The sequence below is a fragment of the Streptomyces sp. NPDC053474 genome (assembly GCF_044544845.1).
In the GTDB taxonomy this organism is placed as follows: Bacteria; Actinomycetota; Actinomycetes; order Streptomycetales; family Streptomycetaceae; genus Streptomyces.
In genome coordinates this window covers 95,834-121,913 of record NZ_JBITXV010000023.1, presented here as the reverse complement: position 1 = coordinate 121,913, position 26,080 = coordinate 95,834, and the positions used below count along the sequence as shown (strand labels likewise).

The window sequence follows — 26,080 nt, the reverse complement described above, 5'->3', positions numbered from 1 at the left end:
TGCCGGGCACCGACCACATCGACCCCGCCGCCTGGAGCCCCCTGATCTACAACTTCCGCCACTACTTCGGACTCGGCCCGGAGCTCGGCCATTCCCACCGCACCCAGACGCCACGCGATTCCGACTGAGCCCCGGCGGTCATTAAGGCCGCAGCCCGGCCGATCCGACGCCAGAGGTCGACGGTTTTCCGCACCAGGTCGATGGCGCACTGCTTCTGGCCCGTGCCGAGCAGGAAAGAAGAAGCGGGCGACATGATCCAGTCGGCCTGTTCCGGGCGGTAGGAGGGGTTCTACGCGCTGAGGGTCCACAGATCGTCGATGGCTGTGACGGTGAGGTCGGTTGCCTTGGCCTGGAGTTCGGGCTTGCTCCAAAGGTGGAGGGCGATGTCACCCGAGTTCTCCGCGATGAGCACGCGGTAGGAGGCTGATGGATTCGTCTCCCACCGCCACCGCTTCATCCCAACGCCCGGATTGGGCGAGGAATGCCAGCAGCGGCTGGGAGGCCAGCTCCGCGTGCCGCAGGGCCACCTCAGGCGCCAAGGGGACTAGGCCGCGAGCGGCGAGGCCCGCGGCGTTGGCGCGGTCCCACACCTGGAGCCACCAGGTGACCTGGGCGGCGGTGAAGGGCGCCAGGCTCAGGGCGAGCATGCCCGGTGCGGGCCGCGCACGCTCGGCGACCGCGGTGCGGCTGGTGACGACGAGAACGACGGGCCGCCCCTGGGGCGCCTCCCGGAATTGGAAGTCGGCGGCCTTTTGCAGGTAGTCGCTCTGGCTGGCGCCTGCCGGGTGCAGCAGTTCGTCGAATCCGTGGAGCAGGACGACCGGCAGCGCTCCGTCCGCACGCCGCATCAGCTCGGGCCAGATCTCGGTCTCGCCCGTGGCCGACCTGACGGCGTGTTCGATCTGTGTCTGCAAGTCCGCCTCGGCCGCCGCGTCGCGCAGCTCCACCCGGACGACGAGGAAGTCGGCTGCCGGGAGGCGCCCCGCGAGTATCTTGGTGAAGACGGACTTGCCCGACCCGACCCGGGCTGGCCGAGGACGACCAGCGGCGCCCGTACGGCGCGCCGACGTCAGGTGTCCCAGCAGGAAGCTGTCGAGGTCCTCGCGGACCGGCTGCCGGGCCCTCTCGGCGAAGCCGTCGGCGGGCCCCACCTTGGCGACCTGGAAGTCCGGACTGACATACGCCGCGCCGAGCGCCGGAAGGCTCAGCCCGTCCAGGACGTCCCGCGGCGTCAGGATCGGCCGGTCCAGAAGCGCGGCGTGGGAGCGTGCCAGACCGCGAGCCCGGGCACATAGCGCTTCACCTCGTCCGACAGGCCTCGGTAAAAGTCCCGGAGCATGGTGAGGGTCTCCTCGTAGGGTCGGTGTGCCTCCGGCATCGGCACATTCGCCCGCAGCAAGCCGTCGGCCAGGGCGTACAGCCGTCGTGAGCCGACCGCCTCTCCCCCGGCAAGGACCACCTGGTCACCCCTTTCCAGCTCCAACTCCCTTATTTTGCAGAGCACTTCGGATATGGACAGCGCTTCGCAGTAGGCGCAGAGCATCACGGCCGCATGCGCCGCCGCCAGGCGCTCGCTGTGTTCGAATCGAGTGAGCCCGCGCGCCGAGGCCGCGAACAAGTCCGGTACTTAGCCGCGCCAGTTCGGCCCTGCCGTCGAGGAGGCTGGACACGAGTCCGGCTCCCGTGGCCACCCTCGGCCGAGCGAAGGCAAGTTCCCCCTGCATCGCCCCCCCTTCGCTGGTGAACCGGATCAACCCGCCCAAGCCCAACCCGCCGCTGGCCGCGGCGGAATGGATTTGTCAGGATGGCCGCGAACAGGAGTATGTACAGAGCGCATAGCTACGAATAGTGCCGCCATCCTGCTGAGCCCACGGCTACCGACCGCCCCTTTGGGCAGATTCTGTTGCGATGGCACCAGCTCTGGCTCGAAGGAGGCGGTGGTGGAGGGTGAACCTGTCGTGACTCTGGATGAGCCGATAGCGGTGGTGGGCGCGTCGTGCCGCTTACCGGGCGGGATCAACGGCCTGGACGAGTTGTGGGCCGCGCTGGTGGCAGGGCGCGACCTGGTCGGTGTGGCGCCGCCCGACAGGTTCGACTCGAAGCGGTGGCTGTCGGGCAACCCGCGGCGAAGCGGCAAGTCGTACACCGTGGCGGGCGCGTTCCTGGAGGACGTGGCGGGATTCGACGCCGACTTCTTCCAGATCTCCCCCCGGGAAGCCGCCCAGATGGATCCGCAGCACCGGCTGCTCCTTGAGCTCGCGGTGGAGGCCCTGGACGACGCGGGCGCTGCCACCAGCGAGCTTGCGGGCACGGACACCGGTGTCTTCGTCGCTGTGGGCGGCCACAGTTACGCCCTGTTGCAGGCGATGCGGCCCAAGCTGATGGACAGCCACAGCGCGCTGGGGATCATGACCTCCTTCGCGGCCAACCGCATCTCCTTCCACTTCGATCTCCGAGGGCCGAGTGTGGTGGTGGAGTCCGCGTGCTCGTCCTCTCTGGTCGCGCTGCACGAGGCGTGCGAAGCGCTGCACCGGGGGCGGGTCGGCATGGCCGTGGCGGGCGGCGCCAACCTGCTGTTGGCACCGACCGACTTCGTCGCCTCGTCCCGTGCCACGATGCTGTCCAGACGAGGGCGTTCACAGACGTTCTCCGCTACCGCGGACGGTTACGTGCGCGGTGAGGGCGGCGGCCTGGTGGTGCTCAAGCGGCTCGCGGACGCCCAGCGCGACGGGGACCGTATTCACGCGCTCATCCGGGGCACCGGCACCAACAACGACGGTCACACGCCCGGCATTTCGGTACCGGACGCGGGAGCGCAGCTGTCCCTGTTGGAGCAGGTCTATCGCCGCGCCGGTGCCGATCCGCACGATGTGGTGTACGTGGAGGCGCACGGTACGGGGACACCCGTGGGTGATCCCATCGAGTGCCGGGCGCTGGGGCAGTGGATGGGCCGCGCGCGGGGGGCGGCCGATGCCCTGCCGATCGGTTCGATCAAGACCAACGTGGGGCACCTGGAAGGCGCTTCCGGGATCGCGGGCCTGCTGAAGGCGATGCTCGTGCTCCGCCACGGGCAGATCCCCGCCTCCTTGCACGGCACCCCCCTGAGCAAGGCGATCGACTTCACCGCTCTGGGTCTCGAACCCGTCCTCGCCCTGCGCCCCCTCAAGGTGAGCGCGCGCTCGCTGATCGGCGTCAACTCCTTCGGCGCGGGCGGATCCAACGCCCATGCCATCCTCGCGCCTCCTCCCGCGGCCGCGCCCGGGCGGGCCGCGCTTACGGGGCACGCGGACGGACGGGACGTACAGGATGTCGGGGTCGTACCCGTCGTCGTCTCGGCGCGGACCCGTGACGCGCTCACCGAGGCGTCACAGCGGATGGTGCGGCACCTGGAGGGCCTGGAAGAGCGGGACTTCTACCACCTGGCCGCCACGACGGCCCGCCGCCGCGAGCGGCACCCGTACCGCGCGGCGGTCCTGGCGAGCACCGCCGGGCAGGCAGCCGAGCGGCTGAAGGCGCTGGCGGAGCACTCCGCGGACTCCCGGGCGGCGGCGACCGCCCGCGGGGTGTCGCGCGGCAAGGTGGCGTTCGCGTTCAGCGGCAACGGCGCTCAGTGGGCGGGCATGGGCGCCGACCTGCTGGACAGCGACGCGGTGTTCGCCGCCGCCGTGGCGCGGGTGGACACGCTCCTGACACCGGCCCTCGGCTGGTCGGTGGAGCAGGAGCTGCGCGCGGCGAAGCCGGAGAGTTGCACCGCGACTGAGATCGCCCAGCCGTTGCTGTTCACCGTGCAGGTGGCCACGGTGTGTGTGCTTGCCGGAAGGGGCTTCAAGCCGGAGGCCGTGGTCGGCCACAGCGTCGGGGAGGTCGCGGCGGCGTGGGCCGCGGGCGCGCTCGATCTGCCCACGGCGTGCCGCGTCATCGCCGAGCGCAGCCGGGCGCAGGCACCGACCGCGGGCCTGGGCCGCATGGCCGCCATCGGGGTCGGCGGCGAAGAGGCCCGCCGCCTGCTGGCCCCGTACGAAGGGCGCCTGGAGGTCACGGCGTTCAACAGCGCTCGCGACCTCACCGTGGGCGGCCCGCTGGACGCGCTGGAGGAGCTGGGCGCCGAGGCGGCGCGGCAGGGCGTCTTCTTCCGGCTGCTCGACCTGGACTACGCGTTCCACACCTCGGCGATGGACGGCATCGCCGACGGGCTCCTCGCCGCCCTCGAAGGAGTCGAGGCGCGCGCCACGGAGACGGCGTTCGCCTCGACCGTCACTGGAGGCCTCGTCGACACCCGCACGCTGGGCACGGACTACTGGTGGGACAACGTACGGCAGCCGGTGCGGTTCGCCGCGGCCGTCAAGGAACTGCTCGCCGACGGGTGCGACACGTTCGTGGAGATCGGGCCGCACCACGTCCTCAAGGGCTACCTCACCCGGCTGTGCTCCGACGCCCCCGCGCAGACGGCCGTCGTCCCCACACTGCGGCGCGACACCGACGGATCCGCCGCGCTCGACACCGCGCTCGCGCAGCTGCTGGCCGTCGGCGCCGACGTCGTGTGGGAGCAGTGGTTCCCCTGGCCGACCCGAGTGGTCGACCTGCCGACCTACCCGTGGCAGCACGAGCGGCACTGGCACGGAGCCCCCGGCTGGTGGGACGAGCGGCTTGCGCTCGGCAGCGTCGGCCATCCGCTCCTGGGTGAGCGCGTGCCGGGCCCCGAGCCCGGCTGGGAGTGCGATGTGGAGCCCGAGCGGGTGCCGTGGGCGGGCGACCACCGGATGAGTGAGAGCGTGGTCCTGCCCGGCATGGCGTTCGCCGAGATGGCCGTGGCCGCGGGCGTCGAGGTGTTCGGCGCGCCCGTCGAGGTCCTCGGTCTGCGCATCGACACCGCTCTGACCCTGCCCTGGCAGGACGACGCGATGGACGTGCGGCTGCGCACCAGTCTCAGTCCTGACGACGGTGTGACGCGGATCAGCAGCACCGACGGCCACGGCTCCGGCTGGCGGGCCCACGCACACGGCCAGGTACGGCGTCTCCTGCGGCCCCGGCCCGGCCCGTTCGCCCCCGTCCCCGAGGCCTGTGCCGAGGAGCGGGCGGCCCAGGATCACTACGCCCGCTGCGCCGAGGCAGGCCTGACCTACGGCCCGCTCCTGCGCGTCCTGCACGACCTGCGGACCACCGCGGACACCGTCACGGCCCGCTACGCGCTACCGCCGTCCGACGACACCGCCTTCCACGCCCACCCGGTCGTCATGGACGCCGCGCTCCAGGCCGCGCTGGCGCTGCTGCCCGATGACGGCCGCGTCTACCTGCCCGTCGCCGCCGGTGCCGTACGGTGCTGGCACACTCCGGACGCCGTCGGCCTCATCGACGTACGGGCGCGGGCGATCACATCCGACGAAGGCATCGTGGACGTCACGGTGACCGACGCGCGCGGCGCGGTCGCCCTGGAGATGACCGGGGTACGGCTCAAGGCGCTGGACGAGCGCCGCCGTCGGCCCACGGAGTACTACACCACCGAGCTGCGCGCGGTGCCGCTGGCCGCCGTCCCCGCCCCGGCCATCACGGCGTCCGAGCTCGCGCGGGCGACCCGCGCCGAACGGCAGGCCCTGCCACGCGGGTGGCGGGACAGCCGGGAGAGCGGCCTGGCCGCCCGGACCGGTGAGCTCAGCGGCCACTTCTTCGCCCAGGCCGTGCAGGACATGCTGCCTGGCGAGCGGGGATTCAGCCTCGGCCGACTGCTGGCGGCGGGGCTGCGGCCGGACCGGCAGCTGTGGGTGCGCTCACTGGCCCGGATGGCTTGCGACGCCGGGGTCATGGCCGCGGTGGACGACGCCGGGGCCGTGGCCTCGGCGGGCGACCCCGGCATCGTGACCGCCGTGGACGGTCCCGCCCTCACGCCCCCTGTGGTCGGCTCCGCCCTCACGACCGCCCCGGACGGCGTCGCCGAGGACGCCCGCTGGCGGTTCGTCGCACCGCCGCGTCCGGCAGCCGTCCTGCAGAAGATGACGGCCGACTTCCCGGGCGAGGCGGCCTTCCTGACCCTGTGCACCCTCGCCGGCAGCAACCTGGCCCCCATGCTCCGGGGCGACCTCGACCCGGTGGACCTGATGTTCAACGGCGCCGACCGGGACCTCATCAAGCAGGTGTACACCACCACCGTCCCCTCCCGCCTGGCCCGGCGGGCGGCCGGGACCTATCTACGCGCGTTCCTGGCCCGGTGGCCCGCCGACCGGCCGCTCAACGTGCTGGAGGTCGGCGGCGGCACCGGCGGCACCACCACCTCCCTCCTGCCGCTGCTGCCGCCCGAGCGCACCCGGTACGTCTTCACCGACGTATCGGCCGGATTCTTCAGCCACGCCCAAGAGCGCTTCACCGCCTACGACTTCGTCGAGTACCGCACGCTGGACATCACCGCCGACCCCGTGGCGCAGGGCTTCGCCGAGGGCGAGTTCGACCTGGTGATCGCCGCCAACGTCCTGCACGTCGCGCCGCGCCTCACCCAGGCGCTCCACCACGTGACCTCGCTGCTCGGCAGCCGGGGAGCCCTGCTGGCCGTGGAGGCGAGCGATCCGCGCCTGGACAACCTGTGCTTCGGCGGGTTCGACGGCTTCTGGCAGTTCACCGACGCGCCGCTGCGCACCGACAGCTGCCTGCTGACCGCCGACCAGTGGATGCCCCTGCTCGCGGAATGCGGCTTCACCGACGTCACGTACGCCACCCAGGACCTCGACGTCGACCACGCCGACGACACGGTCATCCTCGCCACCCGCACAGCCCCCGATACGACACCTGCCACCCCGGAAGCCGCCGTACCGGACGAGCGGAACGCTCCGCGGTGGCTCGTCGTCGCGGAGAGCCCCGAGGCCGAGCTCACCGGACGGCTCGTCGACTCGCTGCGTCGGTCCGGCAGCCCCGAGGTGGCACTCGTTTCCGCGTACGACGTCTCCCGCGCGCAGTGGCCGTCGCCGCAGGGGGAGCGGCCGTCCGGCGTCATCGTGCTCCTCGACGACACGGTCGCCGAGACCACGGCGGCGACTCGGCAGCCATCGGGCCGCTCCTCGCCCGACAAGGACCTCATCGACCCCATGCTCCGGCGGGCCACCGTGCTGCGGGACCTGGTCACCGCCCGGCGCCGCGCCTCCTCGACCGGCGTCCAGCCGCTCGTCGTCGTCACCCGTCCCAGCGGTGCTCTGCCCGCTCCCGAACGCCCCCTCGTGCCCGCGGACGCGGCCGTGTGGGGCATGGCGCGCAGTCTGGCGAACGAAGAGCCCTCTCTGCGGATCCGGCGCGTTTCCCTGGACCGAGGCGACGACGCCGCCCTGGACGCCGCCCGGCTCGCCCACGTGATCAACACGGACACGGCGGAAGACGAACTCGCCCTGACCCGCGGCGGCTGCTTCGCGCCCCGCACGACGCCCCGCCTGCCCGCCGCTCCGCCCCCGGCCGGAACGCCCTTCCGCCTCCACACCGACCGCGGCGGCTCGACGCCGTCGCTGTCGTGGATCCAGGACGGGGAGCGCGCCCCCGGCCCCGGCCCCGGGCAGATCGCCATCGCCGTACGGGCCGCCGGGCTCAACTACCACGACGTCATGGCCGTCACCGGCCTGATCACCGAGGACGCCGACTCGGCCGACTTCGAGCACGACCGGGTGGGCCTGGAGTGCGCGGGCACCGTCACCGGAGTCGGAAGCGGAGTGACGGGCTTCGCCCCCGGCGACCATGTGTTCGCCTTCACCACCTCCTCGATCTCCTCCCAGGTGACCACTCCGGCCCATCTCGCGGGCCACATCCCCGACGGCATGAGCTTCGCCGAAGCCGCGACGCTCCCCATCGCCTTCGCCACCGTCCACTACAGCCTCACCGACCGCGCGGACCTCCAGGCAGGCGAGACGGTCCTGGTCCACGGCGGCGCGGGCGGCATCGGCCTGGCCGTCCTCCAGCACGCGCAGCACGTCGGTGCCCAGGTCATCGCCACGGCGGGCACCCCCGCCAAGCGCCGACTGCTCCGCCATCTCGGGGTGAGGCACGTCCTCGACTCGCGCGGCCTGGACTTCGCCGAAGAGGTGAGACGGCTCACCGACGGCGAAGGAGTCGACGTGGTCGTCAACTCCCTGACCGGCGAAGCCGCTGCCCGCAGCCTGGACCTCCTGCGCCCCGGCGGCCGGTTCGTCGAGCTCGGCAAACGCGGCCTCCAGGCAGGCAGCCGCCTGCTGCTCAAGGCGCTCGCCGCCAACTGCAGCTATCTGGCCGTCGACATCCTCAAGGTCGTCTCAGGCCCGCCGGGCCGCGCGCGGCGGATCACCGAAGCCGTCGCTGACCTCGTCCGCCGGGGCGCCTACCGGCCTCTCCCGCACACCCTTCATCCCGCGGCTCAGCTACAGGAGGCGTTCACCCTCTTCCAGCACTCCCGCCACATCGGCAAGGTCGTCCTGTCCCTCGAAGAGCGCCCGCCGGTCCGCTCCACGCCCGCCCCGCTCCGCCTGGACCCCCACGGCACCTACCTGATCACCGGCGGCCTGAACGGCTTCGGCGCCGCCACCGCCCGCCACCTCGCCACCCTGGGAGCCCGGCACCTCACCCTCGTCGGCCGCCGCGGCGACAGCACCAGCGAATCCGCGGCCCTCCTCGCCGACCTTCGCGCCCAGGGCGTCGACGTCAGTGTCCACGCGGCCGACGTCACCGACCCCGTGGCCCTCCGCGCTGTCATCGACTCCGCCCCCGTACCACTGCGCGGTGTCGTGCACGCCGCGATGGAACTGAGCGACACCCTCCTTCGCGACGCCACCGACGAGGCCTTCCGCGCCGCGCTGCCCGCCAAGGCCACGGGCGCGCATCTCCTGGACACCCTCACCCGCCGCCACGACCTGGACCTCTTCGTCCTCTACAGCTCGGCAAGCTCCGTACTCGGCTGGCCGGGACAGACCAACTACAACGCGGCCAACGTCTACACCGAAGCCCTGGCCCGGTCACGGCGCGCGGACGGCTTGCCCGCCCTCGCCGTCGGCTGGGGCGCCATCGCCGAGGTCGGTTACGCCGCCCGCACCTATACGGACGAACACCTCGGTCGGCAGATCACCGCTCCGCTGGCTCCGGACACGGCCCTGGAGACCCTCTCGCTCCTCACCCACTCCGCCGTCGACGTCGCCACCGTCGCCGCCCACGTCGACTGGCACCGGGTGCGCACCTCCACCGTGGCCGGTGACGTCCCCCGCCACACCCACGTGCTCGCGACCGTCCCCGAAGCCGCCGACAGCTCCCACACCCTGCGCGAGCAGATCACCGCGCTCGACCCCACGCGGGCGGAAGCCCTGGTGCGCGACACCCTCACCGAACTCCTCGCCCGGCTCCTGCGCACCCCCGCCGACCGCATCGACCAGTCCATCGCCCTCAAGAACCTCGGCATCGACTCCCTGCTCGCCACCGAACTCACCACCACCATCCGCCGCAACCTCGACTGCGAACTAGCCACCCTGGCCGTCATCAACGCCCCCGGCACGGACCACTTGGCACGCATCCTGCTCCCGCAGCTCATGGCCCCGAACGGCGCGCGGAGGGATCCGGATTCCTAAGCGGCGCGGCGGCGAGGCCCTGGTCGCGGGGTTCGCCAGCGAGGCGGCGGGCCATGAGGTCAATCATCGCGAGGTGGATCACGGCTTCTGACCGGTGCGGGCGGGTTTCGTCATCACGGGCGATTCGGCGGTGGTGCATGAACCACCCGATGCTCCGCTCGATCGTCCAGCGTCTCGGGGTGACGGTGAACCCCGCGACGCCCGGTGGGCGTTGGACGGGGTGGACGTCGATGCCCGGGCGGGCGCAGTGCTCGATGGCAGTGGTGCGGTAACGCCATATTGGGCGGCGGCGATGCGGGATAGCAGGGCACGCCAGCCGCGGTGTCCGGGACACTGGCGACGGTGACCAGCACGGTCAGCAGCAGGCCCAAGGTGTCACAGCCGAGGTGGCACTTGCGGCCGATGACCCGCTTGCTTGCGTCGGTGCCCGTGGCCAGCCACGGGCACGTTGGCGGAGGTCTTGATGGCCTGGGAATCCAGCACGCAGGCGGACGCTTCGCCGTCGCGTCCTTCGGCCGTGCGGGGGAACGCCGGGTCGGACCGGCACCGTCAGACGGTCCGGGTCCGGCGAGCAAGGCCGGACGGTGCAACGAGAGTGAACCAGTGGGTGACGCCCCGTAAGAGTCGAGTCGGCTCCAACCTGATGGATCCGGGCCGGTACGCGGTGCGTAATCCCGCCCCTTGTGCGGGACCAACTCCGAAGCCGGGTAACGATCATCATGGTGCCGGGTAGGCTGCCCGGATGCCGATCGCGATCAGGCCCGCAGCCGAGTCCGACCTGCCAGCTCTGCTGGCGCTGTACGCCGAACTGCACGTCGACGACCCGGTGCTCCCCCGGTCCGCCGCGCTGCGCACCTGGCAGGCCATCCAGGAGCAGGTCGGCCGGACGATCCTGCTGGCCGAGTCCGACGGCATGCCCGTCGCCACGGCCGACTGCGCGACGCTGCCGAACCTGACCCGTGGGGCCAGGCCGTTCATGCTGGTCGAAAACGTAGTCGTGACAGCGGCGCTACGCAGGTCGGGTATCGGTACCGCGCTGCTGGACGCCGTGTTCGCCCTGGCACGGGACGCGGGCTGCTACAAGATCCAGCTCCTGTCCCGCGCCAGCCGCCACGGAGCACACGCCTTCTACGAGGCGCGCGGATTTCGCACAGTGGCGCAGGGATACCGGCTCTACCTCGACTGAGCTGGTCCTTGCCCGCGACCGCGACCGCAGAGAGCCGAGGCACCGGCGGCTCAGCCGGAGAGGTCCTTCCAATAGCGGGCGGAAAGCGTGCAGCGGTCGTCGTAACCGTGGTGCTTATAGAAGGCATTGGCATCGAGCCGTGAGCGCAGCGTCGTCACTTCGACGGCGGAGCAGTGCCATTGCCGCGCCAGCTCCTCGGCGGCGCTGATCAGCTGGCTGCCCGCTCCCGTGCGGCGGGCCGCCTCGTCGACAACGAGGCTCTCGATGCGGGCCCAGCGCCCGGTTTTCTCGAGGTACGGGATGGCGTGCAGGGAAAGGCAGCCAGCGGCGCGTCCACTGTGCTCAGCCACCAGGACAGCACTGAACGGATCGTCGAACCACAGGGTGAAGCGCTTTTCGACCTCCTGTGCTGTACTGGCGTACCCGAGTTGGCACAGCAGCCCGGCGATCTGGTCGGCATCCTCGAGAGTGGCTCGGCGTATGGTGACTGTCACACCGTCAACCTACCGCAGCTTCAGATCGCGGCCTCTGCGACCGTCCGGCAGTCCCCGCCGCCCCCTTCACCGAGAGCCCGGACTGCCGCCAGGCGTCACGACATCGAAGTCGCTGTCCCATCCCGTGCTGGGGGTATCCGCCGGAAGGAGCGCGTCGGCTATCCGCCAGAGTGCGGCTTTCCGGGAGCCCTTGAGCAGCACGACGTCGCCGGCGCGCAGCTCGTCACGCAAGAGCGCCATCGCGGCTTCGACGTCCGGCACCAGTTCGGTGCGGGTGTCCTTGCTTGCGCTTCTCACTGCGGCTTCATGGATCTGCCGGGCGTCCTCGCCGATCACCACGATCCGGTCGGCGGACTGCGCGGCGAGCCGTCCCCAGCTGTCGTGCCTGGCGTCTCCCGAGAAGCCGGGTCCGTGTGCCGTCCCGAGCAGCGCCCACTTCCGCGTGTCGCCGGTGTTGGCTATCGCGGCCAAGGTACGCAAGGCCGCCCGCACCGAGCCCGAACTCACGTTGCGCGCGTCATCGATCACGGTGACCCCCTCCGGCGTCCGATGGACCGCCATTCGGTGTGGGGGCGCCGAGCGGTCGTTCTCCAGACCCGCGATGACCTCGTCGATCGTGGCACCGAACTCCAGCGCGACTGCCGCGGCCGCCAGCGCGTTGTCGATCTGGTGCTCACCGTGCGTCGGCAGGGCGACGCGCGCGGAACCACGGATGCCGGGCAGGTCGAGCCGCATGGTGAACCGCGGTCGCGCTTGACTGTCGAGCTCGATGCCGGTGGCGCGCAGGTGCGCGCCGGCGTGCCGTCCGGTCAGCACAACTCGGGCCGAGGTCCGGTTCGCCATGGCGGCGACGCGCGGGTCGTCGGCGTTGAGCACGGCGACCCCGCCAGCGGATGCGTGCGGGAGTGCCTCCACGAGTTCGCCCTTGGCGGCGGCTATGGCGTCCTGGGAACCGAAACTGCCGATATGCGCGTCACCGACGTTCAACACGACGCCGACACGGGGCGGCGCCGTCGCACAGAGCGTCGCCAGGTGACCGATGCCCCTGGTGCCCAGTTCGAGGACGAGGTGCCGGGTGTCCTCCTCGATCCGCAGGACCGTCCACGGTTGTCCCAGCTCGTTGTTGAACGACCGCGGTGACGTGACGGTCGGACCGAGCCGAGCCAGCAGGTGCCCGATCAGGTTCTTGGTCGAGGTCTTCCCGACCGACCCGGTCACCCCGACAACAGCGCAGCCGGGCACTTGACGCAGCACATGGCTTGCGAGCTTCGCCAGCGCGGCCAGCACCGCCGCACCGACTCCGTCGCTGTCGCCTGCCAGCGCGAGCACATCGGAGGGCACGTAGCTGCCGAGGGACGGCACGACGACGGCCGGCGCTGTCACCTCGCAGGCCGTGAGCACCGCGACGGCTCCCCGCGCGACCGCCTGCTCGGCGAACTGGAGGCCGTCGGAGCGTTGTCCCGGCAGTGCTACGAACAGCGATCCCGGCCCCACCTTTCTGCTGTCGAACTCGACGGTGCCGTGGACCTGCCGCGAGCCGTCGGCCCTGTGGAGGCGACCACCCACGACGGCCGCGACGGCGTTGAGATCGAGCGAGATCATGGTTCCTCCACGGAGTCGATGTGCCGTGCCTGCGAAGCGTCGGCCAGCCACAGGGTGGTGTCCTCGGGCCGTGGCGGCTGGCCGGCGTCGAGGTAGGACGGATGGTCGAACAGGTGCTGACCGCTCAGATCCTTCTGCCGGCTCAGGAAGAGCCGAAGCCTTTCCCGGTCGTCCGACCACCCCAGACCATCGAAGAACTCCATGCCGGTGAACCTCGTCTTGTACCGGGCGCCCTCGTAGTAGCACGTGCCCAAATACACGTGGGAAAGGCCGCGGCGCTTCAACTCGCCGATCACACAGCTCATCAGGTGCGAGCCGATACCTGTCTTCCGGTACCGCGTGTCGTAGAAGGCCAGGGCGTAGTAGGCGATGGGCGGTTCGACGTACAGGGTGGCCAGCGCCGCGGGCGCGTTGTCGGAGGTATGCGTCAGCGTCAGCAGATGTGTCGTCAGGGGCGAGTCCAGCCGGGCCATCAGGTCCGTGGTGCGAAACGGACGCCCGCGCCGCGCGGTCCACCACGATCTTTCGTTCATGTAGCGCACACACATGTCCGCCCAGTCGGTCGGCCGATCGAGCTGCGCACGCGGGAGAAATGCGCGGCGGAGCGTTTCGCACTGTCTCCTGACGTAGCGTTCACGTCTGCTTTCTGTGTACCTGCCGAGGTCGACGCGCACACTGCGGGCCAGGTAGAACCTGGTCAGCTCGCGGTTGCTCGGCAACATGCCGAGGCCGAAAGCGGTGGCGGCCGTCTCGCCGTCCTCCGGAAAGCCCAGCACCTGGTACGGCGCGAGATGGGCCTCATAATCAGGGGTGCATTCCGAGAAGGCCAGTCTCATGGAACGTATCCATCGACGTCGAGATCGCTCTCGATGAGGTCGAAAAGGTGCGCCGGATTGGCACTTACGCGGTCAGCGTTCGGGTGGTACTGGAAATGCAGGTGGGCTGCCCTTGCCAGAATCGACCTGCCGTCGGCGACAGCGCCGCCCGTGTGGCCGAGGTAACCGATGACCGTTCCCGCGGTGACGGCAACTGGCCCTTCGCTGTTGCCGATGAATTCTGCCGGGAACGCGTCCTTCGGGTCTGCGGGATCGGTACCCAGGTGCAGGTAGTGGTAGAGGGCACCGCTCGCCCCGGTCAACCGCACGCGATGGCCCCCGCTCCGGCCCTCCTCGGCCAGGATGAACTCCGCGGTTCCCCTTTCCACGGCCAGCAACGGGGTGCCGATCGGGGCCTTGAGATCGATGCCCTTGTGCACGTGGCTTTCGCTCCTCCGGTAGTGCCAGCCGCCTCGGCCCGGCTCACCGGCATCCGCCCCACGAAGTTCCGGCCGCTCCCGGAAGTCTGCCCAGCTCATTCCCGCCACCGGGAACACCAAGTCCGGCACGTATTCCACACCCCTTCTTCGGGTCTTCTTCGGGTCTTCTTCAGTTGTCTCGGCTGCGGAGACCCTTGGCCCGGTTTGCCGGGGCCGCCACCGCCGTAAGCACACAACAGAGCAAAAGGACGGCTGCCGCTACGCCCCAGCCGACGATGCCCAGGGCGGCGACGACGCTGGCCAGAACCGATCCGGCGATGTTGCCGACGGTCCGGCCCAGGGCGAAGATCGACTGGTAGCGGCCGTGCATCGCCGGGTCCGCCAGCTCGTAGCTGTAGGTCCACGACGCCGCCGCGGTCCACATCTCGCCCAGTGTGAACAACACGATGCCGGTCACCAGCATCGCGACCGCGACACCGGTCGCGGTCGTACCGGCGAAGGCGATGAAAGTGAACGCGCCGACGAAGGCAGCCCCGCCGAACAGCGTCACCTTCGATGCGCCGGCCAGATCGGCAGCGCCACGGGAGAAGCGCACCTGGAGCAGGACCACCACGGCGGTGTTCAAGAACAAGAGAAACCCGGTGAGGCCCGCCGGCGCGTGCGTGTGCGCGACGGTCCACAGCGGGACCGCCACGGTGAGTATCCTGGCGCGCGCGGTGAGGAGGCCGCACAGAACGGCCATCACCACGTAGCGCACGTCGGCGATCGCTGTTCGGGACGACTTCCGCTCGGGAGCCCTTACCGGATAAGGGCCTTTGACGGTGCACGGGATGGTTGCCGCGATGGCGAGCGCCGTGCACAGGAAGATGGCCGTGTAGGCCGTGCGGGTGTCGGCCTGCAGTAACGGCACGACGGCCAAGGTACCGATCGCGTACCCAACGTTCGAAAGAGAGCGGCTGTAAGCCTGGAACCGGACTCGGTCGCCTGATCCCAGGACGCGCCCGACCAGCGCACGCTGCCCGACCGACATGCCGAGCAGCGCAGAGTTCGAGATGCTCTCGAAAAGGATGAAAGTGAAAAGCGAGCTGATCCAGACGAAACACGTCGTTGCCGTGGCCGCCAGGGCAGTCGAAACGACGATTACCTTGCGCGGTCCGAAATGGTCCACTGCTGGGCCGATCGCGAACAACGCGGCGAAGCTGATCACCCCGACCGCGGCCATGCCGATGCCCACATCGGCCGCCGGAAGCTGCACGGAACGAACGAGGAATATGGCTGCGGTGGCCAGGATCGCTCCGGTGCCGATGGAGGTGAAAAGCTGCCCCAGAAGCAGAAAGTTGGACTTTCCAAACGAGGTCAACGGCACAGCTTTCTCATACAGCCTCGTCCCACGCATGAGATGAAGTTCGCCCCCCATCGGCGCACAATCCACAGCTAATTGTCGGCATCGCCGGACAAGGCTGGAAATCGCCAACAACCCAGTCAGCCAAGGAACGTGATAAAGCCCCCGCCAGTCAAGAGAAGTTCACCTCGTCTCGTTCGACGAGGGCGGCCGCCACGGGGACGTCTTGGGCGGAGTCGACTTCGGCCCATTCATCGGAGGTCGCGTCCAGCACGTCCAGCCCATGCGCGATCGCCAGCTTCCGCATGGCGAACTCGTACCAGTCACCGACCCGGCCTGCCGCGAGCATCTCGTCGATGGCTGACGAAAACCGGGCCGCGTTGTCTCCGCTCCACCGGCTTACGCCGAAGAACTCTCCCTGGAGCGGCGAGGGTTCGAGGTCCTTTCCGAAGTCGACGGCCCTGCCGTCCTGGATCCGGACCTTCATGTCTATGTCCGCGTAGGCCTTGCTCGTGTCGACCGCCAGGACATCTCGCGGGGAGTCGACCATCCGCTGCAGAAGGCCGCGGCCGACCAGCACGTCCCCGTCGATCAGGCAGAACGGCTCGTCCCAGAACGGTCTGGTCAGCGCGAGGGACACGATGCTGTTGGTAGTGGCGAAGTCCGGGTTATCCACGAACCGTATCGGGGGCGCCTCTGGGCAGGCACGCAGTGACGTCCGGAGCATCTCGGACCGGTAGCCGCAGACGACCACCACCTCCGAGACCTTCACCTTGGCCAGCCGCCGCATGGTGTGCCAGATCAACGGTGTACCGGTGACCGGCACCAGAGCCTTAGGTGCCTCATCGGTGTACGGCCGCAACCGCGAACCGACCCCGGCCGCCGGAATGATCACTCTCAACGCACGTTCCATTTCAACCTGCCAGCCTCTCCAGCGCGCGGTCGAGTTGCCCCGGACCACCCGCGAACGACATGCGGACATACCGTTCGCCCGCCCGGCCGAACGCCGAGCCGGGCACTACCGCCACACCACACTCGTGAAGCAGGTACTCGGCCACGGCGGAGCCGATCGAACCCTTCACGTGAATGCCGCGTAGCCGAGCGAACTCACCTACGTCGACGAAGGCGTAGAACCCACCCTGGGGAAACGCCGTCTTACCCAAGCCGGGGATCTGGGCGACATCGGCCAGGAACAGCTCGCCGCAGCGCCGTAGCTCCGCGGCGCGGACGGACAGCTCGCCGTCCGCTTCCGGATCTCGCAACGCCGCCGCGGCCGCCAACTGGCCCGCATGACTCACCGCGAGCATGAAGAACGTGTGTGCCTTGGCCGCCTCGGCGATGACCGCCGGACTACCGGCCATCCACCCGATCCGCCATCCTGACATGCCGAATCGCTTGGAGAGGCTGTTGACCGCGATGCCGTGGCCGTGGTGCTCCAGTGCGGCGACCGAGCGGTGCTCGATGCCGTAGGCGAACCGGTCGAGCACCTCGTCATGGACAACGTACAACCCGTGTTCGGCCGCGAAGGTGCAGAGATCCGCCAGCTCGCCCCCGCCGGTCACGCGCCCGGTCGGGTTACCGGGCGAGTTCACCAAGATGACCCGTGAGCGTGCTGTGAGGTGTTTTCGCAGGTCCGGCACGCGCAAGGCGAAACCGTCGGCCGCGCTGGTCGGGATGCGGACGACACGCCGACCGAGCAGCTCGATCATCGGTGGGTAGATCATGTAGGCCGGATCAGCGAGGAGCACCTCGTCACCGGGCTCGGTCACCGTGAGGACCGCGATCCACAGCGCGCCCGCCGCCCCGTTGGTGACCAGCAGCTGCGTGTCCGGATCGAGATCGATTCCCTGTTCCGACCGATATATCTGGGCGATCGCCGCACGCAGCTCGATCGCGCCCCTGGAGTGCGCGTACTGGTCCTCGGGCCGAGCGCTTTCCCCGGGACTATTCGACAACACGGCCAATCGCTCGCCGAAGGACCGCGGCGGGCCGAACGAGGGAAGGCCGACGGTCAGGTCGATCGTTCCCGGATGACGCTGAACGTACTCCGAGATCCGCTTCGACGAATGTGGCGCAAGTGCACTCAACGCACCGTTCACGAATGGTCTCCCCTTGCCATCAAATGCACCCGGTAACCGCGGACCAGCAGATTCAGGCTCATCGCGCCGGCCTCAACCCAGAGCACCGCCAACGCGGGAGCCGGGCCCCAGCCCGTCCACAGGACAAGAGCGATCGTCAGCACCAGCAGCCGGGCGTCGCTGCCCGCGCTGATCAAGATGAAGGGCTTCTCCGCATGCTTCTTCGGATATCGCCTGCCGAACGCGGAGTGGAACTTTTCGGAACTCACCGCGAGCAACAGCGCACCGGCCAGGATCAGGAGGCCGGCCCAGAGTGCCTCCGAGCCGACCGACCAGGACAGCCTGACGGCAAGAGCGATGGTCAAGGCCGATTCGACGATCCGGTCGGTCATCGTGTCGTAGAAGTCGCCGATCGCCGACTGCTCTCCCCGGATCCGGGCGACCTCTCCGTCGCAGCAGGACAGCACGCCGAAGATCTGCACCAGCAACCCACCGGCCAGCAACTGGCCGGTCAGAATGCAGGCGGCGGCCGCAAGACCCGCGAGGAGGTCGAACGTGGTGACCGTGTTCGGCCCGAACCGGCGCGCGAGCGCTGGTGAAACGAGGCCGGACAGGCGCCGTTGCACGACTTGGCAGTACACACCGTCCACGGCAGCCTTCGAAACGTCGGCTTCACTGCCCATTCCGCGCTCCCCCCTCGCCGAGCAGGGCGCCGAGCGCGGCCAGCACATGCGTGACATCACTGTCGCCGACGTATCCCATGTGACCGATCCGAAGCGCGGTGTCCTTCCAATGCGCTCGCCCGGACGCGACGTGCACCCGGTGTTCCGTCGCCATCCGCTCCCGGACGTCGCTCGCCCGCACCTCGCCCCGCACGAAGAAGGACGTCACGGACGGAGAGGCGTGCGACTGATCGGCCGCGAGCGGCAGCCCCAGGCCGGCGAGCCCGCTGCGACAGCGCGCGGCAAGCCGTTGGTGCCGGGCGAGAACCAGGTCCCAGCCTTCGTCCGAGATCATCCGCAACGACGCCTGGAGCGCGTGGAAGACCGGGATGGCGGGTGTATAGGTGGTCGTGTTCTCTTCGACGGCCCGCGCCATCGCGCTGAAGTCGAAGTAGTACCGCCGAGCCGGGTTCGCCGCAGCCGCGTCCAGGGCTCGCGTGCTCACGCCGATCAGCGCCAGTCCAGGCGGCGCCATCAGGGCCTTCTGGCTCACACCGACCGCAACATCGATCCCCCAGTCCCGCATGAGCACCGGTGTCGCCCCGAGGCTGCTGACGACGTCGACGATCAGCAGTGCGTCACTGCACTCTCGTACCACGCGGCTCAACTCGGGCATCGGGTTCAGCACACCGGTGGACGTCTCGTTGTGCGTGATCAGGACCGCCTCCACGTCACGGAGCCGCCGGAGCACGATCTCCAGATCCCGGGGGTCGACCGCCCGGCCCCACGGCACCTCGACCAACTCGACGGCAAGGCCGGCCATCCGGGCGATCTCGGCCATGCGCCGTCCGAAGTACCCGATCGACACGACGACGACTCGCTGCCCTGGACTCACCGTGTTGACGACGGCCGCCTCCAGTCCGCCGGTACCCGAGCAGGTGAAGGGCAGGATGGTCGCCGGACCCCCGAAGACAGGGGCGAGACCGCCGAGGACTTCCGCGGCGAGGTTCCGGAACCTCGCCGATCTGTGGCTGATCATGTCAGTGGACAGGGCCGTCCGGACCCTCGGCGGCAATGGTGTCGGTCCGGAAATCCGGAGGTTCACGGTGTGCACCCGCAGTCTCCCCTCGATCGCTCACAACCGGGACCGCAGCAACCCGAGAACCGGGTCCTTGCGGAGCGCGATCGGATGGTTTTGCGCGCGGTCGCTGCTCAGCGCGTCATCGAACATCGGCTCCAGGTCCGAGGCGCCCACCCCGACCTCGCCGAGCCGGGTCGGGCAGCCGGCCAGAGACAGCAACCGCGCGAGGGCGGCTCCGGAGTCGGCAACTGTTCGAGCACCGAGAAGCGTGAGCATGTGGTCGATCTCCCCCTTGGCCATACGGGTGCCTGGCAGCTCGCGGTCGAGTTCACCGAGCGTCAAAGGCAGCAGCCAGACCAGATGCAATGCGCACGCGAGTCCGTGCGGCACCCCGAACTGAGCGGTTGTGGGGTACGCGAAGGCGTGTGCCGCTGTCGTGCGGGTCAGATCGATCGCGCGACCGGCCATGACCGCGGCGTTGCTGAGCAGCTCCCGTTGTCGGGCCGTGGTGTCACGAAAGCCCGTTCGCAGGATGGGAACCAAGTGCGACAGCGCCCCTCGCGCGAGCGCCCGCGACGACGAGTCGGCGCGTGGCGACCACCACGACTCGATGGCGTGCGCTGTGGCATCGAGCGCGCAGTGCGCGGTCAGCTTCGGCGGACACGTCCGCGTGAGCACGGGGTCGATGAGCGCCACATCCGCCCGCACGGCCGGATGGTCAAGTGAGTGCTTTCGCTTGCGGAGGTAGACCGTGGCGAACGTCGTGACCTCGCTGCCCGGGCCGGCCGTCGTGGGGATCACCACGAGCCGCGGTGGTCTCGTCGCCCGCACCGGATCCACGCCGCGGAGGACTCGCTCGGCTTCCGCACTGACCGGCGGCAGCAACCGGACCGCCTTCGCCGTGTCCAAGGTGGAACCGCCACCGATGCCGAGCACGACATCCGGCCGGTATCGTGCCACGGCACCCGCACCTCGGACGACGTCCGCGGCTTGGGGGTTCGACACGATGTCGTGGAAGTAGTCGTGGTCGTGCCCCACCAGCCACCTTTCTGCGCCGGTCCGCAGCACCGCGTTCCGCGTCGCGACCACGAGAACTCGCTGGGCTCGCATGCTTCGAAGCACCTCCGGTAGCTTCGCGGCGATTCCGGCGCCCTCCATCACCTCAACCCGGCGCCGCTCGTCCCCATCGGTCACTGAAGCTCTCCCCCGCGCGCGACGGCCAGCTCTTGCTCGAACCTGGCCCGGATCCCGGGGAGCGGCAGTTGCGCACTGGCCCGCGGCGGCACATCGCTCTCCGCCGCCTGAATGCGCACGGCGGCCAGGCACGGACCCGGTTCCGTCAGGGCCTTGGCCAGCACGGTTTGCAGCTCGGAGCCGTCGGCGCACGACCAGGCGTCGCGATAGCCGGTGGCGCGGGCCAGCGCCGGCCAGTCGACCGTGGCGGAGGTGGTCGGCTGGCTTCCGGTGGAACCGTAGGTCCCGTTGTCCAGCACCACGTGCAGCAAGTTCGCCGGAGCGAGATGGCCCACGGTCGACATGGTGCCCAGATGCATCAGGGCCGCTCCGTCGCCGTCGAGGACGACGACGCGACGATCGGGCCGACGCAGTGCCGTCCCGAGTCCCAGGGCCAGCGCGTGTCCCATCGAACCCTGCATGTAGAAGTTGCCCGGCCGATCGGTGGCGGCGAACAGCTCGCGCGAGGTGTAGCCGGTCGTGCCGTAGATCGCGGCGTCCGGAACCTGCGCCGACACCATCCGGACCGCCTCAGCACGGGTCAGCATCCTGTCCGGACCGGCGGGGAGCGGGAACGGTTCGGCCGCTCCGACCGTCCCCTTCGGCACCAGCAGGAAGAACGGCTTGCCAGCCGCCTCGGCCTGCCGCGCGCACGCCAACGCTTCCTCCAGCGAGGCCAGCGACGGCTCGAGAAGCATGCTCGGCACTCCGTGGATACCAACCGTGGACTCGGTCGTGCGTCCCATGACGTTGTGCTGCGGTTCGTCGGTCCCCACCGGCCAGCCGCGGAGGCTCACCACGACGAGCACCGGGATCTCGTAGGGAAGCACCAGGGAGGCCAGCGGGTTCACCAGGTTTCCGAGACCCGAGTTCTGGATCAGGACGGCTGCACGGGTGCCGGCCATCCGTGCGCCGGCGACGACAGCCAGGGCGGCACCCTCGTTGGCCGCCGGGACGTAACGGCCTTCGTGGCGGGACAGGACAGAGACCAGGCCCGCCAGACGGGAACAGGGAACACCGGAGAAGAACCGGTAGTCCCGTGCCAGCAACGCTGCGGCGAACTCCTCCGCGCCGATCACTGCTTCTCCAGGTGCAGCCACTTGTCGAGGTGGGTCAGCTCGAACACCTCGGAGACCGGAGAGATCAAGTCCTCGACCGCGGTGGACGTGCCGGACGACTCGATGCTGGTCAGCACCTGGTGCATCGACCTGACCGCGGCTCGCAGGGCGTGGTTGGCATAGATGACCAGGGACACTCCGGAGTTCTCCGCGTCAGTGAAGTGCCAGTCGTGATAGGTGGTGGGCACCACGACCACCGGCGCTCTTTCCTGCCAGGCGTCGAGGAATTCGATCACCTCGCGAGGTGAGTTCTTCTTCGAGTGCACCAAGATCATGTCGGCACCGGCATCGACGTAGGCGTGGGCACGGCGCAGCGCCTCCCTCACGTCGTGTCCGGCGATCAGTGCCTCCGTGCGTGCGACGAGCACGAAGTCGGGGTCGCGTTGCGCGTTCTTGCCCGCTTCGATCTTCCGGGCGAACTCGTCGACGTCGAGCAGCTCCTGCCCCTGGTCGACGAAGCTGTTGGTCTTGGGGAAGATCTTGTCCTCGATGCAGACCCCCGCGACGCCGGCCGCTTCATAGCGCTGGACCAGGTACGCGACGTTGGCGGCGCCACCGAAACCGGTATCGCAGTCGGCGAGAACCGGTACTGAGCAGCCCGCCGCCATCCGGCCGGCCGCCTCCAGGAAGTCGGCCATCGACAGCAGGCTCATGTCGGGCAGGCCATTGACCGCGGAGATGGTGAAGCTGGAGGCCCACACCCCGTCGAAGCCGCTGATTTCTACCAAGCTCGCACTCAGCGGATCATGAGCTCCCGCCAACCTGGCGATCTGTCGGCTGGCGATCAGTTTGCGAAGCTTCGTAGTGCTGTTCATCAATCCCCCGCTTCGGTGTTTTTGACAGGCGTGCCGAGCGGTGCCACACCACACTGCTCCGCGACGCGAACCAGATCCGTCACGACAGCGGGCCTCAGCGGAATGCCGGCCGCCAGCCTGTGCTGTTCGATTTCGTGCTCGCGCTCGCCGGCGATCAGGATGCGGTCGTGCCCGCGCGCCTTGGGTGACGCCCGCAGTTCGTCGAACATCCGGTTGGCCTCGGCCTGGAAGTTCGCCACCGCGGTCAGTGCGGCCACTTGGCCGCAGAGGAAGAAGTGACCGAGGCCGGCTCCTTCGGCTCCGTACACGTGGCGTCCCCAGCGAGCACCCGCAAGCGGTCCGCAGAACAGCTCCACCACGGTCGCGAGGCCGTATCCCTTGTGCCCGCCGTGCGACTCCCCCGAGCCCCCCAGCGGAAGCAGGGCATAGCCCTCGCGGGCTTTCAGGCCGTCCACGACCCTCGGGATGTCCGTGGTCGACTCGCCGTTCGGGTCGACCGCCCACCCGGATCGCATGTCCCGCCCTTCTCGATGCAAGCGTTCCAGCTTCCCTCGCGGGACGACGCTGGTCGCGGCGTCGAATACGAAGGGCTGGTCGGCGTCGGTCGGGAAGGCGATCGCGAGCGGGTTCGTCCCGAACATGGGCGTGGCGCCGTTGGTCGGCGCCACCTGCGGTGACGCGTTGGTGCCGACGATGGCGAACAGGCCCTGCCGGGCGGCGCGCAGGGCGTAGTAGCCGGCGATGCCGAAGTGGTTCGACCGGCGTACGGTCGCCATGCCGATGCCCGTATCGACGCCTTTCGCGATGGCCATGTCCACCGCCGCGCACGAGGCCGGCTGGCCTAGGCCGTTGCCGGCGTCGAGGGCCACGGTCGCCGCCGTCTCGGCCAGGACGGTGGTCTTGGCATCGGGGAGGATCTTGCCGTCCCGCACTCCGTCGACGTACCTGCGCAGTCTGGCCACGCCGTGACTGTCGACACCGCGCAGGTCCGCTTCCGTCAGGACGTCGGCGACCAGCGCCGCGTCCCGCTTGGACACGCCCACAGCGAGCAGGCACCGGCACGTGAAGTCGTGCAGTGATCGATGGTCAACTCGCATGAGGCGTCGCTCCATGGTCGAGGGCCGACAGCGCCGCACGCTCGAACGCGTGTCGGCGCTCGGCAGTCTCCGCGTTGCCCGGTGTCGGCGGTTCGAGCCCCAGCTCCACACAGTGGACTCCCGAGGGAAGGTCGCCGACAGGCACCGCCAGCTCGCCGGTGATGATCACGACACGCTTGCCCTGCTTCCTGGCCATGGTGGCGACCAGTCCCGGGATCTTGCCGTCCCACGACCCGCGGTCGAAGCGTCCCTCGGCCGTCAGCACCAGATCCGCGCGCTCGATCTGACCGGCGAGCCCAGCGAGCGAGGCGAAGAACTCGCCTCCGTGGCTGACCGGCGCGGCAAACGCGGCGCGCAGACCTGCGGCCAAGCCGCCGCCGGCACCGAGTAACGGCTCGGCCAGCAACGTGTCGTCCTGCCGGCCGAACGCGGCCAGAAGCGCGTCCAGCATTCCGTACAGCACCACCGCGTCCGGCGGGGTGATCCCCTTCTGGGCACCGAACCGCTCGATGTTGTGCAGAAGCGGAGTGAACACGTCACTCAGTACTTCGACGCGCACGTCGCGGAGCAGCTCGACGGCGGGACCAGTGTCGACGCGTCGCACGTGTACCAGGTCACGCGGCGTAGGCGTGAGCAACCGGTCGGCGGAGTCGAGAAAGCGAACCCCCAGGGCGGCGAGAGCGCCTGCACCGAAGTCGACCGAGGCGGTTCCGCCCGCCGTGACGACCACCCGGGTCGCTCCGCGCCCGACCGCGTGCGCGATCAGTTGCCCGGTGCCTGTGGTGTTCGCCACGAGCGGTTGCCGGGGACGGGCGGCGACCAACTGCAGTCCGCTCGCACGAGCTGTCTCGACGAACGCGGTTCCGTCGTCCGTCAGGAGGTAGTCCGCCGACACCGGTGCGCCGAGGGGATCCTCGGCCGTCGTCTGGACGCGAGTGCCGCCCACAAGTTCGGCAGCGATGTCCAGTGCGCCGTCGCCGCCGTCCGACAGCGGGATCGTCACCACGCTGTCCACCGATCCGGTCCGCACCAGTCCGCTCGCCAGTGCTTCACCCACCCACCGTGCACCCGGCCCTCCACGGAACGCATTGGGTGCGATCAGAACTCGCATTCGATCACTGCCCGGCGGTGTGGTGGGCTGCCGACGTTCGCCGAATCCACGTCCGGTAGAGCAACCGCGATCGGCCGGGGTCGTGGTGGTCGTCGAACTCAGTCCTGCCGTGCAGAATCCGCAGGTTGTCGAAGACCGCGAACTCACCGGCGTCCATGCGGCCCTCGATCGCGCTGGCCGGGTCCTCGAGCACCGAGTCGAACGCGTCCAGCGCACCGCGTTGGGCGGGCGTCAGCGGGTCGGCACCGGGCTGACCGTGGCCGATCTCGATGTACTGCCGCAGATAGGTCACGGCATGCCTGTCGTCAGCGGTCGTGAACAACACGGGTTTGCGTACTGTGGCCGACTCCCCCGGCGCCTGGTCACCCCGTCGGTCGAAGTGGAAGCCCCCTTCCAGCACCGCAAGCACGTCGGGCCGGTCGGCCAGGAGAGCTCGGAGGCGGTCCACCGGAACGAGCCTCAACGTGCCGCCGGCCTTCGCCGGCCGCACGCACAGGAGGGTGAAGTAGTCCGGCAGCGGGAATGACCGCTCCGCGCCGTCGGTGTGCAGGTGACCTCCGTGCCGCGAGTCCGCATAGCGAGCCGATCTGCCCTCGCCGACCGCAGTTCCACGATTGCGCACGGGTCTGATCCGTGTGCCCGCTTTATCCTGTTCCATTACGGTGCCCAGCGTCTCCGAAGCCCACAGCAGGAGCTGCTCGCAAGTTTCCTGCTCGGTCACCTCGAGGCCCGTCATGACCAGAAATCCCGCGCCCGCGTCAACGTTATCCCGCACGAGCATCCGCAATCTTTCACGCTCGTACTGGGCCGCGCTGCCGTCGAATTTCCCCTGACGGACAGCGGCGAGGAAGCTTTCCGACCACCTGTGTCGTTGCCGATCAAAACCCATGCGCATTCACCTTCGCAGGTTATGGCGTACACGACCGTGGAACCGCAGGGGGCCCAAAGGAACGGCTCGCTCCGTCACGTTCCACAGTTGTTCCGGTGTTGTTGCCGTGAAGGTTGGGTTCCCCAGCGTATTCCGGGTACCAGGCCGTCCACAAAGACGAACTTGACACTGCACCTGCGGCCCGGTGGACGTCGCAGTGGCTGGACGCCTGAGCCATGGCGCCCTCGACGCCAACGCGTCGCGTTCCTGCCACGCATCGGTGGTCTGGTCTGCGCGGATGCGCCGTTAGGCCGCGCACTGTTCGCGAGGTTGGGCCGCGCACTGTTCGCGAGGGGCCATGGCGCGCGCGTTGCGCTCGCAGCGGGTACAGCGGGCCCGGTCCGGGCACGGGGTGCACTCGGAGAGGCGCAAGGTGACCTGGATGATCGGGAGTCCGTCGCGACGGTGGGTCTCGCGCCAGTAGCGGCTCTCTTTGCCGTTGGTGCAGGTGACGTGACGGTTGTCCCATTCGAGGTCCGTCAAAACGGCACCACCGAAGGCGGGGGCAGTTATCGTTACGGATG

At 69.5% G+C, this 26,080-nt stretch carries 19 protein-coding genes and 2 pseudogenes; 3 read left to right on the top strand and 18 right to left on the bottom strand.

What is annotated here, in order from left to right; translation table 11 throughout:
• Positions 1–128, top strand: a pseudogene (locus tag ACIG3E_RS37675) (flavin reductase family protein); the annotation flags it as partial.
• Between the two features lie 258 nt (positions 129–386).
• On the opposite strand, the gene ACIG3E_RS37670 reads toward ACIG3E_RS37675, so the two are convergent.
• Positions 387–1,151, bottom strand: coding sequence for a hypothetical protein (locus tag ACIG3E_RS37670; RefSeq protein ID WP_399625013.1), 765 nt, complete (start codon positions 1,149–1,151; stop codon positions 387–389).
• Between the two features lie 80 nt (positions 1,152–1,231).
• Complete coding sequence (locus ACIG3E_RS37665; protein ID WP_399625012.1) at positions 1,232–1,618, bottom strand: hypothetical protein; 387 nt, start codon at positions 1,616–1,618, stop codon at positions 1,232–1,234.
• Between the two features lie 340 nt (positions 1,619–1,958).
• Between ACIG3E_RS37665 and ACIG3E_RS37660 the strand changes: the two genes are divergently transcribed.
• Entirely contained in the window at positions 1,959–9,554 is a 7,596-nt protein-coding gene (locus tag ACIG3E_RS37660; protein ID WP_399625010.1) for an SDR family NAD(P)-dependent oxidoreductase, read from the top strand.
• On the opposite strand, the pseudogene ACIG3E_RS37655 reads toward ACIG3E_RS37660, so the two are convergent.
• A pseudogene (locus tag ACIG3E_RS37655) lies at positions 9,514–10,076 on the bottom strand (transposase); the annotation flags it as partial. The gene ACIG3E_RS37660 and the pseudogene ACIG3E_RS37655 sit on opposite strands and share 41 nt — an antisense overlap.
• Positions 10,077–10,296: 220 nt before the next feature.
• Between ACIG3E_RS37655 and ACIG3E_RS37650 the strand changes: the two are divergent.
• Positions 10,297–10,740 carry a GNAT family N-acetyltransferase gene (locus ACIG3E_RS37650; RefSeq protein WP_399625007.1) on the top strand — a complete coding sequence of 148 codons (444 nt, stop codon included), beginning with the start codon at positions 10,297–10,299 and terminating at the stop codon, positions 10,738–10,740.
• Between the two features lie 50 nt (positions 10,741–10,790).
• Here ACIG3E_RS37650 and ACIG3E_RS37645 read toward each other — a convergent pair whose 3' ends face one another.
• The 15 genes from ACIG3E_RS37645 to ACIG3E_RS37575 form a co-directional block, all read right to left on the bottom strand.
• Complete coding sequence (locus ACIG3E_RS37645; protein WP_399625005.1) at positions 10,791–11,234, bottom strand: GNAT family N-acetyltransferase; 444 nt, start codon at positions 11,232–11,234, stop codon at positions 10,791–10,793.
• 66 nt (positions 11,235–11,300) lie between these two features.
• Complete coding sequence (murF, locus tag ACIG3E_RS37640; RefSeq protein WP_399625003.1) at positions 11,301–12,836, bottom strand: UDP-N-acetylmuramoyl-tripeptide--D-alanyl-D-alanine ligase; 1,536 nt, start codon at positions 12,834–12,836, stop codon at positions 11,301–11,303.
• Entirely contained in the window at positions 12,833–13,672 is an 840-nt protein-coding gene (locus ACIG3E_RS37635; protein WP_399625001.1) for a GNAT family N-acetyltransferase, read from the bottom strand. Before ACIG3E_RS37635 ends, murF begins: the two co-directional genes overlap by 4 nt.
• Complete coding sequence (locus tag ACIG3E_RS37630; protein ID WP_399624999.1) at positions 13,669–14,229, bottom strand: M23 family metallopeptidase; 561 nt, start codon at positions 14,227–14,229, stop codon at positions 13,669–13,671. Before ACIG3E_RS37630 ends, ACIG3E_RS37635 begins: the two co-directional genes overlap by 4 nt.
• A 31-nt stretch (positions 14,230–14,260) precedes the next feature.
• Positions 14,261–15,457 (bottom strand): MFS transporter, encoded by a 1,197-nt coding sequence (locus ACIG3E_RS37625; protein ID WP_399624997.1) that lies wholly within the window; start codon positions 15,455–15,457, stop codon positions 14,261–14,263.
• Positions 15,458–15,605: 148 nt separating this feature from the next.
• Complete coding sequence (locus tag ACIG3E_RS37620) at positions 15,606–16,328, bottom strand: phosphocholine cytidylyltransferase family protein (protein ID WP_399625024.1); 723 nt, start codon at positions 16,326–16,328, stop codon at positions 15,606–15,608.
• Positions 16,329–16,347: 19 nt separating this feature from the next.
• Entirely contained in the window at positions 16,348–17,532 is a 1,185-nt protein-coding gene (locus tag ACIG3E_RS37615; RefSeq protein WP_399624995.1) for a pyridoxal phosphate-dependent aminotransferase, read from the bottom strand.
• On the bottom strand, positions 17,529–18,194 hold the full coding sequence (locus ACIG3E_RS37610; protein WP_399624993.1) for a CDP-alcohol phosphatidyltransferase family protein: 666 nt from the start codon (positions 18,192–18,194) through the stop codon (positions 17,529–17,531). Before ACIG3E_RS37610 ends, ACIG3E_RS37615 begins: the two co-directional genes overlap by 4 nt.
• Entirely contained in the window at positions 18,184–19,287 is a 1,104-nt protein-coding gene (locus ACIG3E_RS37605; RefSeq protein ID WP_399624991.1) for a pyridoxal-phosphate-dependent aminotransferase family protein, read from the bottom strand. The genes ACIG3E_RS37610 and ACIG3E_RS37605 overlap by 11 nt, the downstream gene beginning before the upstream one ends.
• Positions 19,288–19,308: 21 nt before the next feature.
• Entirely contained in the window at positions 19,309–20,448 is a 1,140-nt protein-coding gene (locus ACIG3E_RS37600) for a phosphonoacetaldehyde reductase (protein WP_399624989.1), read from the bottom strand.
• Positions 20,445–21,566: a phosphonopyruvate decarboxylase gene (aepY, locus tag ACIG3E_RS37595; RefSeq protein WP_399624987.1), complete on the bottom strand. Its 1,122-nt coding sequence runs from the start codon at positions 21,564–21,566 to the stop codon at positions 20,445–20,447. The genes ACIG3E_RS37600 and aepY overlap by 4 nt, the downstream gene beginning before the upstream one ends.
• A complete protein-coding gene (locus ACIG3E_RS37590) occupies positions 21,563–22,420 on the bottom strand; it encodes an isocitrate lyase/phosphoenolpyruvate mutase family protein (RefSeq protein WP_399624985.1) in 858 nt (285 codons plus the stop codon). The genes aepY and ACIG3E_RS37590 overlap by 4 nt, the downstream gene beginning before the upstream one ends.
• Positions 22,420–23,517: an Ldh family oxidoreductase gene (locus ACIG3E_RS37585; RefSeq protein ID WP_399624983.1), complete on the bottom strand. Its 1,098-nt coding sequence runs from the start codon at positions 23,515–23,517 to the stop codon at positions 22,420–22,422. Before ACIG3E_RS37585 ends, ACIG3E_RS37590 begins: the two co-directional genes overlap by 1 nt.
• A complete protein-coding gene (locus ACIG3E_RS37580) occupies positions 23,507–24,628 on the bottom strand; it encodes a glycerate kinase (protein ID WP_399624981.1) in 1,122 nt (373 codons plus the stop codon). Before ACIG3E_RS37580 ends, ACIG3E_RS37585 begins: the two co-directional genes overlap by 11 nt.
• Before the next feature lie 4 nt (positions 24,629–24,632).
• Positions 24,633–25,517, bottom strand: a complete 885-nt coding sequence (locus ACIG3E_RS37575; RefSeq protein ID WP_399624979.1) for a TauD/TfdA family dioxygenase — start codon at positions 25,515–25,517, stop codon at positions 24,633–24,635.
• Between the last annotated feature and the right edge of the window lie 563 nt (positions 25,518–26,080).

Coding starts and splice junctions, on each gene's coding strand:
- ACIG3E_RS37650 (WP_399625007.1), top strand. CDS start 10,297: ATGCCGATCGCGATCAGGCCCGCAGCCGAGTCCGACCTGCCAGCTCTG.
- murF (WP_399625003.1), bottom strand. CDS start 12,836: ATGATCTCGCTCGATCTCAACGCCGTCGCGGCCGTCGTGGGTGGTCGC.
- ACIG3E_RS37635 (WP_399625001.1), bottom strand. CDS start 13,672: ATGAGACTGGCCTTCTCGGAATGCACCCCTGATTATGAGGCCCATCTC.
- ACIG3E_RS37610 (WP_399624993.1), bottom strand. CDS start 18,194: ATGGGCAGTGAAGCCGACGTTTCGAAGGCTGCCGTGGACGGTGTGTAC.
- ACIG3E_RS37590 (WP_399624985.1), bottom strand. CDS start 22,420: ATGAACAGCACTACGAAGCTTCGCAAACTGATCGCCAGCCGACAGATC.
- ACIG3E_RS37585 (WP_399624983.1), bottom strand. CDS start 23,517: ATGCGAGTTGACCATCGATCACTGCACGACTTCACGTGCCGGTGCCTG.
- ACIG3E_RS37580 (WP_399624981.1), bottom strand. CDS start 24,628: ATGCGAGTTCTGATCGCACCCAATGCGTTCCGTGGAGGGCCGGGTGCA.
- ACIG3E_RS37575 (WP_399624979.1), bottom strand. CDS start 25,517: ATGGGTTTTGATCGGCAACGACACAGGTGGTCGGAAAGCTTCCTCGCC.